The 13,306-nt window shown below is 62.1% G+C and carries 10 protein-coding genes; 7 read left to right on the forward strand and 3 right to left on the reverse strand.

Annotated features, from left to right (window positions below; all coding sequences use genetic code 11):
* Nucleotides 1-21: 21 nt before the first annotated feature.
* A complete protein-coding gene (locus ACVWZ1_RS01035; RefSeq protein WP_457502297.1) occupies nucleotides 22-564 on the reverse strand; it encodes a hypothetical protein in 543 nt (180 codons plus the stop codon).
* A gap of 259 nt (nucleotides 565-823) precedes the next feature.
* The gene (locus tag ACVWZ1_RS01040) at nucleotides 824-1,183 is read right to left on the reverse strand and encodes a hypothetical protein (protein ID WP_457502298.1); all 360 of its coding nucleotides are present in this window, start codon (nucleotides 1,181-1,183) and stop codon (nucleotides 824-826) included.
* Between the two features lie 208 nt (nucleotides 1,184-1,391).
* On the opposite strand from ACVWZ1_RS01040, the gene trpB reads away from it, so the two are divergent.
* The 7 genes from trpB to lysS all read left to right on the forward strand — a co-directional run bounded on the left by trpB (nucleotide 1,392) and on the right by lysS (nucleotide 9,418).
* Entirely contained in the window at nucleotides 1,392-2,645 is a 1,254-nt protein-coding gene (gene trpB / locus ACVWZ1_RS01045; protein WP_457465489.1) for a tryptophan synthase subunit beta, read from the forward strand.
* A 37-nt stretch (nucleotides 2,646-2,682) separates the two neighbouring features.
* Nucleotides 2,683-3,465 carry an AMMECR1 domain-containing protein gene (locus ACVWZ1_RS01050; protein WP_457502299.1) on the forward strand — a complete coding sequence of 261 codons (783 nt, stop codon included), beginning with the start codon at nucleotides 2,683-2,685 and terminating at the stop codon, nucleotides 3,463-3,465.
* Nucleotides 3,455-4,219: a pantothenate kinase gene (locus ACVWZ1_RS01055; protein ID WP_457502300.1), complete on the forward strand. Its 765-nt coding sequence runs from the start codon at nucleotides 3,455-3,457 to the stop codon at nucleotides 4,217-4,219. The genes ACVWZ1_RS01050 and ACVWZ1_RS01055 overlap by 11 nt, the downstream gene beginning before the upstream one ends.
* A 53-nt stretch (nucleotides 4,220-4,272) precedes the next feature.
* On the forward strand, nucleotides 4,273-5,409 hold the full coding sequence (aroC, locus tag ACVWZ1_RS01060) for a chorismate synthase (protein ID WP_457502301.1): 1,137 nt from the start codon (nucleotides 4,273-4,275) through the stop codon (nucleotides 5,407-5,409).
* 12 nt (nucleotides 5,410-5,421) lie between these two features.
* On the forward strand, nucleotides 5,422-6,810 hold the full coding sequence (gene radA, locus ACVWZ1_RS01065) for a DNA repair protein RadA (RefSeq protein WP_457502302.1): 1,389 nt from the start codon (nucleotides 5,422-5,424) through the stop codon (nucleotides 6,808-6,810).
* Between the two features lie 218 nt (nucleotides 6,811-7,028).
* Nucleotides 7,029-7,832: a Uma2 family endonuclease gene (locus ACVWZ1_RS01070; RefSeq protein ID WP_457502303.1), complete on the forward strand. Its 804-nt coding sequence runs from the start codon at nucleotides 7,029-7,031 to the stop codon at nucleotides 7,830-7,832.
* A 50-nt stretch (nucleotides 7,833-7,882) separates the two neighbouring features.
* The gene (lysS, locus tag ACVWZ1_RS01075; protein ID WP_457502304.1) at nucleotides 7,883-9,418 is read left to right on the forward strand and encodes a lysine--tRNA ligase; all 1,536 of its coding nucleotides are present in this window, start codon (nucleotides 7,883-7,885) and stop codon (nucleotides 9,416-9,418) included.
* A 67-nt stretch (nucleotides 9,419-9,485) separates the two neighbouring features.
* Here lysS and ACVWZ1_RS01080 read toward each other — a convergent pair whose 3' ends face one another.
* Nucleotides 9,486-13,238: a tetratricopeptide repeat protein gene (locus tag ACVWZ1_RS01080; protein ID WP_457502305.1), complete on the reverse strand. Its 3,753-nt coding sequence runs from the start codon at nucleotides 13,236-13,238 to the stop codon at nucleotides 9,486-9,488.
* Nucleotides 13,239-13,306: the final 68 nt, after the last annotated feature.

Here is a 13,306-nt window from a genome sequence, read left to right on the forward strand (position 1 = left end):
ATGCCCCAACTTGGGTCTAGCTCAGGGATCGGCAAGGCGCAGGGAACGGGCTATAGCTTCCACATCTCGGTCATAGCGCTCGCGCCGGCTGGCCGGGTACACGAACTCAAAGCCAGCTTGCAGCGAAGGGCGGACAACTGTTTTGAGATAGAAAATCCGCTGGCCAAAGGGCTCCGCACCGCTGACACGAACGGGCTCGTAGCCGGAGACCACAAAGAAATCCCGGCCAACAGCTTGGTAAGTAACCCGGCGTTGGTTTTCCCGGCTGCGGCGAAGTTCTTCCTGCAGGGCGCTGGCGGGCGTTGCTTGAAAAATGTTGTACCCACCCCAAACGCGCAGCTCAGCCCCGTCTTGACCGAGAAACACTTGGCCATCGCCGTTGTCCGATTCCCCTTGCGGAATGAAGTCTGCCGGGTAGTCGATGCGGTAGCCAAAGCGGGCGTTGACGTAGGGCTGGAAACCGGCTTGGGCAACGGGAAGGGCGGGGGCGGGAGCAATGACGGGGATCCCCGCTCCTAGGATCAGTCCGGCAAGCAGACAAGCTAGGCGAGCAGCAGACTTCATGGTTTTGATTGCTCTAATCTGTAGCTATCCTAAGCTCTCTCACCTCCAGCCCCTCTCCTAGGGGGACAGAATTTGGTTTGTCCAAGCTCTTTCCCAAAAGACAAAAGGAATAGGAATCCAAGTTTCACTGCCGTTGAGAATGGGTCGGTTGCGCCGCTTGTATCTGGGTGCCACTTGAAATAGTAGGTATAGCATCTTTTTCGAGAGTTTGAAATAAAATACCGATTTTTGGGCCACTATTTTGTTTTGTCGACCAAGTTTAAGTTTGCCGATCAACATCAGGGTTTTGGCCGGAGCGCAGCCGTTCAATTTCTTCTTTTGCCCGCTGGATAGCGCCGCAGTTGTCTACTGCTGCCCAGGTGGAGGCCAGAAACAGTCCGGGTAGGGAAACCTCTCCCTCGTCGTCGCTAAACAACACGCCAAGGAAGAAACACCAGCCCAGAAAAACCATCAAAGCTTTCCACCGCCGCGTGTAAATGTAGGCTGCAAAAGCAAGCAGAATGGACAAAAAGATCGCCACCCCCTGAGACTTTTGAGAAAGGGCATAGGTACGACGAATTTCTGCATCCGCTCTTTTTTGATCTTCTTGCCGCAGCAACTCTTGTAGATGTTCGTCCATAGGCCACCCAAACCTGACGGCCTCATCTTAAAAATCCTTGGAAGCCCCCTGTTCAAAGACAATTGTTCGGGATCCCTGTTGGGGGAGAACGGCAGGAAAAGAGAGGAGAGGTTGGCCACCCCCCCTTCTCGAGTTCCCAACTTCTGTAGAATGGGAAAGCTCGTCTCAATCTCTTATTGCAGGCTGCAAGGCCCGGACGGATTTTGCCATGACCTCAGCTCCTCTTGCTTCTCCCCCTCGTGTTTTGGATCCCCTTGACCCGCAGGTGCGTCCGGATCCCCAGGGGCGGTTTGGGCCGTTTGGGGGCAGGTTTGTGCCGGAAACCTTGATGAGCGCCCTGACAGAGCTGGAGGAAGCCTTTGAGCAGCATTGGCGGGATCCCGATTTTCGCGCCGAGTTTCACAGCCTGCTGCGGGATTTTGTCGGGCGGCCCAGCCCTCTCTACTTTGCCCAGCGGCTCACAGAACACTACGGTGGCCCGCAGATCTACCTGAAGCGGGAAGATCTCAACCACACCGGCGCCCACAAAATTAACAACGCCCTTGGCCAGGCCCTGCTGGCAGTGCGTATGGGCAAGCGACGGGTGATCGCCGAGACCGGCGCCGGGCAACATGGGGTGGCCACGGCAACCGTGTGTGCTCGTTTTGGGCTGGAATGCGTTATCTACATGGGGGCACTGGATATGGAGCGGCAGGCCCCCAACGTGCAGCGGATGCGCCTGCTGGGTGCTGAGGTGCGGGGGGTGGAGGCGGGCACGCGTACCCTCAAAGATGCTCTGTCGGAGGCGATCCGCGACTGGGTGACGAATGTGGAGACCACCCACTATGTGATCGGTACGGTGGCAGGGCCCCACCCTTACCCGAAGCTGGTGCGGGCCTTTCACGATGTCATCGGCCAGGAGACGCGGCAGCAATGCCAGGAGAAGTGGGGAGGGCTGCCGGATGTGCTGCTGGCCTGTGTGGGAGGCGGATCCAATGCCCTGGGCCTGTTTAACGAGTTTGTCCGGGATCCAGGGGTGCGACTGATCGGCATCGAAGCCGCCGGAGAAGGGCTGCACACGCCCCGCCACGCTGCCACCCTCAACCGCGGTCGGATTGGAGTCCTGCATGGAGCCATGAGCTACCTACTGCAGGATGAAGAAGGGCAGGTGCAGGAGGCCCACTCCATCAGCGCCGGCTTGGATTACCCCGGTGTAGGGCCCGAGCACAGCTATCTGAAAGAAATTGGACGAGCCGAGTACTACGCTGCCACCGATGATGAGGCCGTAGAGGCGTTGCTGCTGCTGTCGCGGCTGGAAGGGATCATCCCCGCGCTGGAGACGGCCCATGCGCTGGCCTACCTGAAAACTTTGGCCCCACAGCTCGGATCCCAGCAACGGGTAGTGGTCAACTGTTCTGGGCGCGGCGACAAGGATTTGAACACCGTTTTCAAGTATTTGCAGCAGAGAGGGCGTAGCTTTTAGAGTACGGTTGTTGTGACCACCAACGGGATTCTCTTGGGTGTTCACCTGCCGAGTTCACTTCACGGTTCGATTGCTGGGTCTTCAAGGACTCCGTCCCGCTAACGCGATCGGCCTGCTCCTGGCTGCGGGGCTGGGCTTGTGGACGGGATCCCTGCCGCAGCCTTCTGAGACAACTGCCCCTGTTCCTCCGCCGGAGTCCATGGGTGCCTCGCACCGCTTACGGGATCGCACTGGCGGGACGGAGTCCGATTCAGAAGGGATCCCCTCTCCCAGCCGGCGACAACCTCTCCCTGACACCCTGCCGGCGCTGGCGCGTCAGGCCATTGCCCACTACTTCGCCACCGGCCAGGTGCTGCCACCTCCAGAGGAGATCCCGCCCCACTGGCGGCGCTCTGCGGGGGTTTTTGTAACGGTGAGTACAGAGGGTCGGCCCCGTGGCTGCTGGGGCAGCTTGGATCCCAGCGGTGAGGATCTGGCCAGGGCCACCATCCGGGCGGCGGTGGGGGCTGTGACCCGCGACTGGCGCTACGTGCCTCTGCGACCTGGGGAGCTGGAGTCAGCAGCCATTCAGGTGGCCATTGTGCGGCGGGTGGTGCCCATAGCGCTACTCGGACGGAGTCCTTTCGCCGCCGTGGAGCGGGTGGATCCAACCCGCACGGGCTTGTTTATCCGCTCCGGAACACGGGGGGCGGTGTTGCTGCCGGGAGAAGCTTTGACGACAGAATGGCAGCTCGCCACTGCCAAGAGGTTGGCCGGGATCCCTGTCGACCAGCCGGTGGAGCTGTTTCGCGTGGAGGCAGAGCTGCTGCATGAGTTTTGAGGAGGGGGCAGATCTCAGCGCTTCGCACCGCTGTCGTGAATGGCTGGCAGCCGTGCTGGGCAACACTCACGTGCGCTGGGGCTGGTTTGTGGGGGAGACCCTGGTGAAGGTGGAGCAGTTTCCTGCCCACCAGCCCTTGTCCTGGCCGGAGCAGACAGAGCTGTGGCTGGCTCCTGTGGGCTCTGCTCCCCTGCCGCCGGAATCCCCTTGGGTGCATCGATTGGAGCTGTCGCAGGTGCCGCTGCGGGATCCCTACCCAGGGCTGGGGCTGGATCGGGCCTTGGCCTTGTGGGCTGCCGGGATCCACTACGGCTGGCCCTGTTTGGTCATCGACGCGGGTACTGCCCTGACCTTGACGGGAGCAGATTGCGACGGATCCCTGGTGGGGGGGGCGATCTTGCCCGGCCTAGGGCTGCAGGCGCAAGCGTTGGCCGACTACACTGCTCGGCTGCCCAAAATCCACTGGGATCCCTGCTCTCCCTTACCCCCCCGCTGGGCCACTGACACCGTGGCTGCCATCCGCAGCGGCATTCTCCACACTCTGCTGGCGGGGTTGCGGGAGTTTATTGCCGACTGGCGTCGCCGCTTTCCCCAAGGCCCTTTGCTGCTGACCGGCGGGGATGGGAAGTGGCTCCACCCTCACTTGGGCCCGCTTGACCCAGAGCTGCGCTGGGATCCCCACCTGGTGTTGCGGGGAATTGCCGGCTGCCGCCAGCTGCACCGCACTGCCCGCCACTCCCCTAGTGCAGAATAGAAAACAGTCTCTCCCAGCCGCCTGCGAGTAACGGCTTCTTGCTTGGGGATCCCATGGCCAACGGCAACTCCTTCGGCGTCCTGTTTTCGGTTACTACCTACGGCGAGTCCCACGGTGGGGCAGTGGGGGTGGTGGTAGATGGCTGTCCGCCCCGCCTGCCGTTGACCGAGGCCGACATTCAAGCGGAGCTGGATCGGCGTCGCCCTGGCCAGAGCTCCATCACCACGCCGCGCCAGGAAGCCGATCGCTGCGAGATCACTTCGGGAGTCTTCCAGGGCCTCACCCTTGGCACCCCCATCCACATCCTGGTACGCAACCAGGATGCCCGCCCCCAGGATTACAGCGAAATGGCCACCACCTTCCGCCCCTCCCATGCCGATGCCACCTATCAAGCCAAGTACGGCATCCGCAACTGGCAGGGGGGAGGACGGGCCTCAGCGCGAGAGACCATTGGCCGGGTGGCTGCCGGGGCCATTGCCAAGAAGATCCTGCGCCTGGCGGCAGGGGTGGAGATCTTGGCCTACGTGCAGCGGGTAAAAGATGTGGAAGCCCAGGTGGATCCCGCTTCGGTGACGGCAGAGCAGGTGGAAGCCAACATCGTCCGTTGCCCCGATCCAGAAGCGGCAGCAGCGATGATCCAAAAAATCGAAGAGGCGGCGCGGGAGGGGGATTCCCTAGGGGGTGTGGTGGAATGTGTGGCCCGCAACGTGCCCCGCGGACTGGGATCCCCGGTGTTCGACAAGCTGGAGGCCGATTTGGCCAAGGCGGTGATGTCCCTGCCGGCCAGCAAAGGGTTTGAGATTGGCTCTGGGTTTGCCGGCACCTACTTGACGGGTAAGCAGCACAACGACGAGTTTTACATGACCCCCGGCGGCTGGCGTACCCGCAGCAACCGCTCCGGCGGCATCCAGGGGGGCATCAGCAACGGAGAAGATATCCTCCTAAGGGTGGCCTTTAAACCCACCGCCACCATTCGCCAGGCCCAAAACACCGTCACCCTCGATGGGCAAGAGACGGTTTTGGCGGCGCGGGGACGCCACGATCCCTGTGTGCTGCCGCGGGCGGTGCCGATGGTGGAGGCGATGGTGGCCCTGGTGCTCTGCGACCACCTGCTGCGCCACCACGCCCAGTGTGGATCCCTGGTCTTGCCGGAGGTGCCCCTCCCTGTCGCCGCTGCTCCCCAGGCCTAGGAGTCCCCGGCTATGGCCAAAGCCAAAACCGTCTGGGAATGCAGCCAGTGCGGCGAGCGTTATCCCAAGTTTCTGGGCCGCTGCGACAATTGCGGCGCCTGGAATACCTTGACGGAAGTGGTTATTGCCTCATCCCCCAAGTCTCCCCAGGCCCAGGCTCTTGCTCCCAGGTTGAACCGCACCCTCCCGCAGTCGGCCCTCCCCCTCTCCCAGGTCTCCTCAGATCGCCACCCTCGCCTCTCCTCCGGCTATGGCGAGTTTGACCGGGTGTTGGGAGGTGGCATTGTGCCGGGATCCCTGGTGTTGATTGGCGGGGATCCGGGCATTGGCAAGAGCACCCTGCTGCTGCAGAGCGCTGCCCACCTGGCCAAGAGCGGGCCCATCTTATACGTGTCGGGGGAAGAATCAGCCCAGCAGATCAAGCTACGCGCCGAGCGGCTGGGGGTGGAAAGCGAGCAGCTCTACCTCTTGGCCGAGACCGACCTGGAGGCCATCGTGGCGGAGATCCAGGCTCTGCAACCGCAGGTGGCGGTGATCGACAGCATCCAAGCCATCTTCTGGGGGCAGCTCACCTCAGCACCGGGATCCATTTCCCAGGTACGGGAATGCACCGGCCTGTTGATGCGAGTGGCGAAAAAGTTGGGGGTGGCCCTGCTCATTGTGGGCCATGTCACCAAAGATGGATCCCTGGCCGGGCCGAAGGTACTGGAGCATCTGGTGGACACGGTCTTGTATTTCGAGGGAGATCGCTTCCAAAGCCACCGCCTATTGCGCGCCGTCAAAAATCGCTTTGGGGCCGCTCAGGAAATTGGGGTTTTCGAGATGGCCGCATCCGGCTTGGTGGAGGTGGACAATCCTTCTCAGCTTTTCTTGAGCAGCCGGGATCAGGCCACACCCGGAACGGCCACCATCGTCGCCTGTGAGGGCACCCGTCCTCTGGTGGTGGAAGTGCAGGCCCTAGTCAGCCCCACCAGCTACAGTTCCCCCCGCCGCACCTCCACCGGCATTGAAATCAACCGCTTTTTGCAGATCTTGGCCGTGCTGGAAAAACGGGTGGGGATCCCTCTTTCCAAATACGATGCCTACATCGCCTCTGCCGGCGGTATTCAGGTGGCCGAGCCGGCTGCCGACTTGGGGGTGGCAGTGGCTGTGGCCGCCAGCTTCCGGGATCGACAGGTGGATCCCTTGACGGTCTTGATCGGCGAAGTGGGACTGGGGGGGCAGGTGCGCCCGGTGGCCCAGTTGGAGCAGCGCTTGAAAGAAGCCAGCAAACTGGGGTTTCGCCACGCCATCATCCCCAACAGCCCTGTGTTGTCGGATCACGGCCTGCGCCTGAGTCGGGTGCAGCGGGTGTTGGAAGCCCTGCTGGTGGCTGTGCCCGGTTCCCAGAGCGCAGAGTGAACATCCCCTTGCCTTCCACCCGTCGCCGGCTGCTGGGCTCTGCTGCGCCTATCTCCAAAGGCCAAGCTCGGCATCCGCTGCTTCGGTGGCATGTCCATCATGTTCCCGAAAACTTTTGTTACCCTCGAAAAAGGCTACGCCTGCTGGGCAAACAGCTCAGCAGCCTTAGCTGAGCCCTAGTCCGTAGTTAGCAACACCAGCAAGGGATCCCGGTGAGCATGGTTTCCGCACCCTCCAGCCCAGTCCAGCCCTCGATGCCAGAGACGGCATTTCCTCCGCCACCGGATAAAGGCTACACCCGCTGCGCGAACAGCGACCTGGTCATCGAGGACGATGAGCCTGTGGACAGCATTCACTCGGAGAAGCTGCAGCGCCTGCTCACCGGTGCCCTCTACACCTCATTCCAGCCCAAGGCCGAAGACACGGGGGAGCTGATCCCCTTTTTGGCCACAGCCAATATTGGCCTGTTCTCTGCCCTCAAACTGCCCCCCCTGATGCCCGATGTGACGCTCAGCCTGGAGGTGGCTCCCCCCGCCAGCTTTGAGCGCAAGGAAGATCGCACCTACCTGGTCTGGGAGATGGGTAAGCCGCCGGATGTGGTCATTGAGATTGTCTCCAAGCGCAAAGGGGAAGAGCTGGGCCGCAAACGCAAAGACTATGCCCGCGCCGGCGTCAGCTACTACGCGGTCTACGATCGCACAGCGGGCGTAGCCTCTCCCTTGCGGCAACTAAGGGAACTGCAGGGATCCCCTCTGGCCCTTTTTCAGCGGCGGGGGGGTGAATTTGTCCCCTTCGCGTCCACCTGGCTGGAGGATATCGGGTTGGGCTTGACCCTCTGGCAGGGATCCTTCGAGGGCGTGAACACGGAATGGCTACGCTGGTGTGATCGGGAAGGGGAGGTGTTGCCCACCGGCGAAGAAAAGGCTGCTCTGGAACAACAGCGCGCTGAGGCAGAACGCCAACGGGCCGAAGCCCTTTTGGAGCTGCTGCGTTCCCACGGCATCGCACCGCCGGCAGCCTGAAAAATCCCGTCCCTAACGGGGCTTCCATTGTCCATTGCCTATCCACTGCCATGTCCACTCTCCCCAGCAGCAGCGAAGCCGCCCAACGGGCCGCCCGCCTGGAAAAAGCCCAACACCTGCGGGAACAAGGGATCCCGCCCTATGCCTATTCTTTTCCTGTTACCCATCTGGCTGCCGAGCTGCAGGAGCAATTTGCCGACCTAGAGCCCGGCGGCGAGCGGGAGGATGTGCAGGTGGCCGTGGCCGGGCGGATCCGGGCGCGGCGGGTCATGGGCAAGCTGGCCTTCTTTACCCTGCAGGATCGCTCTGGCACCATTCAGCTTTATCTAGACAAGAAACGGCTGACGGAGCATATGGGGGAGTTGGCCTTCAAGAACTTGGACAAGCTCCTCGACGTGGGCGATTGGCTGGGGGCCAAGGGCTGCCTGAAGCGTACCGAAAAAGGGGAATTGTCGGTGCGGGTGGACGAGTACCAGGTGCTAACCAAGGCGCTGTTGCCGCTGCCGGACAAGTGGCACGGCCTGCGGGATGTGGAGAAACGCTACCGCCAGCGCTACGTGGATTTGATCGTCAATCCGCAGGTCAAGCAAACCCTGATTGACCGGGCCAAGATCATCCGATCCCTAAGGCAGACCCTAGAAGACCGAGGCTTCTTGGAAATTGAGACGCCAGTGTTGCAGGTGATCCCCGGCGGGGCGGAGGCGCGGCCTTTTGTTACCCACCACAACGCCCTGGATCTGGATCTCTACCTGCGCATTGCCACCGAGCTGCACCTGAAGCGGCTGGTGGTGGGCGGGATCGAGCGAGTCTATGAAATTGGGCGGGTCTTTCGCAACGAAGGCATCTCCACTCGCCACAACCCGGAGTTCACCTCTCTAGAGGCCTATCAAGCCTTCGCCGACTACCACACCATGATGGAGCTGACGGAAACCCTGGTCTGCAACGCGGCGCTGGCAGTGCGGGGATCCCTGCAGTTGACTTATCAGGGGGAAACCATTGACCTCACGCCCCCCTGGCGACGGGTGACGATGCAGGAGCTGGTGGAGGAGGCCACTGGCATTTTCATCGATGTGGAAAAGGGATGCCCTGAAGAGCTCTTGCCGGCCTTGGCCGCCCAAGGGATCCCCGATCTCTCACCCCAGGACTCCCCTGGCAAGTTGCTGGTCAAAGCCTTTGAGCACTGCTGTGAGAGCCACCTGCGCCAGCCCACCTTTGTTCTGGACTATCCCCTGGAGGTGTGTCCTCTTACCAAGCCTCACCGCAGCAAACCGGGGTTGGCAGAGCGCTTTGAGCTGTTCATCGTGGGGCGGGAGACGGCCAACGCCTACTCCGAGCTCACCGATCCGGTGGATCAGCGGCAGCGGCTGGAGGCCCAGGCAGCCCTGAAGGCAGCCGGAGATGAGGAGGCCCACTTTCTGGATGAAGACTTCCTCACGGCCTTGGAATATGGCCTGCCCCCCACCGGCGGCCTGGGCGTGGGGATCGACCGCTTGGTGATGCTGCTGTGCGACGCTCCCAGCATTCGCGATGTCATTGCCTTTCCGCTGCTGCGGCCCGAGACGGGAGAAGTGGCGGAGGAGGCTTGAGAGGATAAAAGAGCAAAGAGAAGAGATTCCGTCCTCACTTCTCACTTCTCCCTCCTCCACTCCTTATCTAAAGCCGACCTTCGTACCCTTGCATCTGGAGGGCAGCCTGGAAATCCTGGCAGGCTCCCTGCCAATCCCCCAGGGCAGCCCGAGCCAGGGCGCGGTTGAAGTGGGCTTTGAGGTGGCAGGGATCCCTATCGCTCGCGTCAGCAGTGCAGAGTGTTATGGCTTGGGTGTAGTCGCGGATGGCCGCCGAAAAATCCCCCTGTTGGGCGTAGGCCCAGCCGCGGTTGTTCAAAACCCAGACCCGCTCCTGGGGATCCAGCTCCAGTTGCAGCAGTCGGGTGTAGTCTTCTATCGCTTTGTCCGTCTGTCCCTCGCCATCCCACAAGAGAGCTCGGCAGAGCAAAGCAGGGCGCTCCTGAGGGTTCAAGGCTAGGGCCCGCGTGTAGTCAGCAATGGCCAGCTCAGGGCAATTGGCCTGCCGGTGTAGATCCCCCCGTTGACGGTAGGCCAGGGCAGCATCGGCCACCCCCCAGTTCTGGTCGAGGCTCAGAGCTTGGTCGAGATCCGCCAGTGCCATCTCTTGATCCCCCGAAGCCAGATGCACCCTTGCCCGCAAAGCAAAAGCCTGAGAAGCCTGCGGTTGCTGCTGGATCAGCGCCGTGAAATCGGCCAACGCCCCAGCCAGATCCCCCCTCTCTTGGCGACACAAGCCCCGATACAACAGGGCTTCGGTGACCAGCGCTTCTGGATCCCCTGGGCTGGCCAGCTCCAAGACCCGATCCCAATCGGCCATTGCCCCCTCCAGGTTGTGGCGCAGGCGGCGGACTTGGGCCCGCTTCAGGTGGGCCTCCAGATAGAGCTGCCGGGACTGTTCCCGGTCTTGGGCTTGTTCTTGGATGACTTGGTCGAAGTCGGATTCGGCCTGCTCCAAGGCTACGCCCGCTGCAGGAACGGTGCCGCGCACTGCCAACGTCAACAACAGAGAGCCGCGGGCCAAGCGGGCCATCCTGTGTTGGGGATCCTGCTGCAGCAGACGGTTTAGATCTTGCAAGGCCGCTTCGGTCTGACCCAACTGTTGCAGGGCCTGTGCGCGGTGCCACAGCGCTTCCCTGTGGTCAGGATCCTGCTGCAAAACCCGGCTGAGATCCTGAAGGGCGGCAGCCCAGTTGCCCACCTGCCCATGGGCCATGCCCCGTCGCAGCCAAGCCGTCCAGTCCTGGGGATCCTGCCGCAACACCTCTTCGTAGTCGGCAATTGCTTCTTGCCACCGGCCTAGCCGTCGGCACAACTCAGCTCGCTCTTGGCGCAGATCCCGCCGTTCCGGCTGCAAGCGCACCGCCTCGTTCAACTGCTCTAAGGCCGCCTGCAGATCTCCCGTCTGGATTTGGGCCCGCGCCAGATCTCGGCGGATATCCGCCTGGGCCACTGCCGCCCCCAGGGCCAAAGCCTGGTGGTAGTCCTGGATGGCCCCCGGCCCATCTCCCAGAGCAGCCCGCACCTGGCCGCGATGGAAATAGGCTGAGCCCAACTGTTCGCGCCGACGGGCCGTAGGCTTCGGATCCCCTTGCAGGACTTGGTCGAAATCGGCCAACGCCCCCTGCCAATCCCCCAGCCGTTGCCGTGCCATGCCACGGCATAGATGGGCATTCAACAGCAGCTCCGGCCCGCGTGGGATCCCAGGCCTCGCCGCCCACTGCAACACCTGCGAGAAGTCCTCACAGGCTGCCGGCCAATCTTCCCGCTCAACATGGAGTTGGCCGCGGTTGAGGTAGAGCTGAGGGTTCTGCGGATCCCGCTCCAGGGCAGCCGTGTAATCCTGCAGAGCCGCCAGGGGATCCCCCAACAGCCAATGGATTCGCCCGCGGCTGCTGTAGGCACTGGCATCTTGGGGATCCAAAGCAATGGCCTGGTTCAAGTCGGACAAAGCCGCTTCAATGTTGCCCAAGTCCAGGTGGGCAATGCCCCGGTTGAGGTAGGCTTTGGCCATTTGGGGATCCAGCTCCAGGGCGCGGTTGAAGTCTGCCAGAGCGCCGCCGGGATCCCCCAGCCCCTGACGGGCCAAGCCCCGGCAGAGATAGGCCCGCGACAGCTTGGGATCCAGGCGGAGAGCCTGTTCACAATCGGCCAGCGCCGGCTCCAGGGTGTTGCTGCTCAGGTAGGCCATGGCCCGCTGCAAGTAGAGATCCGCTAAGAACTCCGTCCCGCTGACGCGAGCGGTGGCTTCAGTAGCCCGCAGCGATATGGCCTGAGAAAAGTCTTCAACAGCCCCCTGGGGATCCCCCAACGCTTGCCGGGCCAGGCCCCGGTGGTAATAGGCTTTGCCGTGGCGAGGATCCAACTGCAGCGCTTGGGTGTAGTCCTCGACGGCCCCTTGCAAATCTGACAACTGGACCCGCGCCACTCCCCGGTTGAAGTAGGCTTCCCCGTCCTGAGGGTCCCGCTTGATCACCTCGGAAAAATCGGCTGCTGCCCCCTGCGCATCTCCCAGATGGCCGCGCACCACGCCGCGGTTGAAATAGGCCCGCACATCTTCCGGGTTGAGCTCAATGGCCCGCGAATAGTCTTCGATGGCCTGCTGCTGCTGATTGAGTTGCCGGTAAGCATTGCCACGGTTGTAGTAGGCCACCGCCCATTGTGGGTTGAGGCCGAGAGCCTGGGTGTAGTCGGCAACAGCTCCCTCGTAGTCCTCCAGCCGGTAGCGGGCAATGCCGCGGTTGAAATAGGCGCGGGCGTCCCCTGCCAGTTGAATGACTTGGGTGTAATCTGCGATGGCCCCTGCCAAGTCCCCACTTTTGTAGCGGGCGCTGCCCCGCTGGCTGTAGGCGCGGCTATTTTGGGGATCCAATTGAATGGCCAACGTACAGTCGGCAATCGCCCCCTGGAAATCCCCTTGGCGGGCTTTCTCCTGTCCGCGGGCCAACAGGCGCGTCACCAAAACCTGATCCACCGAAACATCGCCGAGCGTCGCCTCTTGGGGAAAAGGCAACAGGGGCCGCAGCGCCTCCAACACTTCAGCAGCGGACTGGAAGCGCTCTTGCCAGTGGGGGCAGATCAGGCGATCCAAAATCTCGGCCAGCTCCTCGCTGACCTGAACCAAATCCCGCCAGAGCAGTTGGCCGGTGCGGGGATCGTCCCGGATCTTATGGGGAGGACGACCGGTGAGGGCTTGGATGGCCAGCACCCCTACGGAGTACAGGTCGCTGCAGGGCTGGGGCTTGCCGTTGAGCTGTTCGGGCGCCATGTAGCCAACCGAGCCAATCACCGTCGCCAACTGGGTTTGGCCGGGGGCATGGCTGACCAACCGCCCCACTTCCTTGACTGCCCCAAAGTCGATCAACACCAACTTGCCATCGGCATCGCGGCGCATCAAGTTGGCCGGCTTGATATCCCGATGGACGATCTGGTGGGCGTGTACATGGCGCAGGATCTCCAAAATATCCCACAACAGTTGCAAAACCTCGGCCTCGCTCAGCGGCTTGCCCGGGATCAGCTCCTGGCTGAGATCATGCCCGGCAACAAACTCTTGCACCAAGTAAAAATCCTGATCCTGCTCGAAGTGGGCCAAAAGGCGGGGCACTTGGTCGAAGTGGTTGAGCCGGTTGAGAACCTTGGCTTCCCGTTCAAAGAGCTTGCGAGCCGTGGCCAGTGTATAAGGATCCGTGGAGAGGGGGCGAAGGCGCTTGACGACGCAGGGGCTATCGAAGGTGTCTTGATCCACCGCCTTGTAGGTTATGCCAAATCCCCCTTCCCCGAGGGGATGGAGAATGCGATAGCGTCCCCTGAGCACACTTCCCGCTCTGATCTTGTCTTCCATAGCCAAGTCAGTCCCTGAGCGGAGCAGCCTTTTGCCACTATGAGCTGGCTCGATTCTGCCACAGGCCG

It is taken from the genome of Thermostichus sp. MS-CIW-25 (assembly GCF_054060015.1).

Excerpts from the sequence above, each read along its gene's own strand:
- ACVWZ1_RS01035 (WP_457502297.1), bottom strand. The coding sequence starts at position 564 with ATGAAGTCTGCTGCTCGCCTAGCTTGTCTGCTTGCCGGACTGATCCTA.
- ACVWZ1_RS01040 (WP_457502298.1), bottom strand. The coding sequence starts at position 1,183 with ATGGACGAACATCTACAAGAGTTGCTGCGGCAAGAAGATCAAAAAAGA.
- trpB (WP_457465489.1), top strand. The coding sequence starts at position 1,392 with ATGACCTCAGCTCCTCTTGCTTCTCCCCCTCGTGTTTTGGATCCCCTT.
- ACVWZ1_RS01055 (WP_457502300.1), top strand. The coding sequence starts at position 3,455 with ATGAGTTTTGAGGAGGGGGCAGATCTCAGCGCTTCGCACCGCTGTCGT.
- aroC (WP_457502301.1), top strand. The coding sequence starts at position 4,273 with ATGGCCAACGGCAACTCCTTCGGCGTCCTGTTTTCGGTTACTACCTAC.
- radA (WP_457502302.1), top strand. The coding sequence starts at position 5,422 with ATGGCCAAAGCCAAAACCGTCTGGGAATGCAGCCAGTGCGGCGAGCGT.
- ACVWZ1_RS01070 (WP_457502303.1), top strand. The coding sequence starts at position 7,029 with ATGGTTTCCGCACCCTCCAGCCCAGTCCAGCCCTCGATGCCAGAGACG.
- lysS (WP_457502304.1), top strand. The coding sequence starts at position 7,883 with ATGTCCACTCTCCCCAGCAGCAGCGAAGCCGCCCAACGGGCCGCCCGC.
- ACVWZ1_RS01080 (WP_457502305.1), bottom strand. The coding sequence starts at position 13,238 with ATGGAAGACAAGATCAGAGCGGGAAGTGTGCTCAGGGGACGCTATCGC.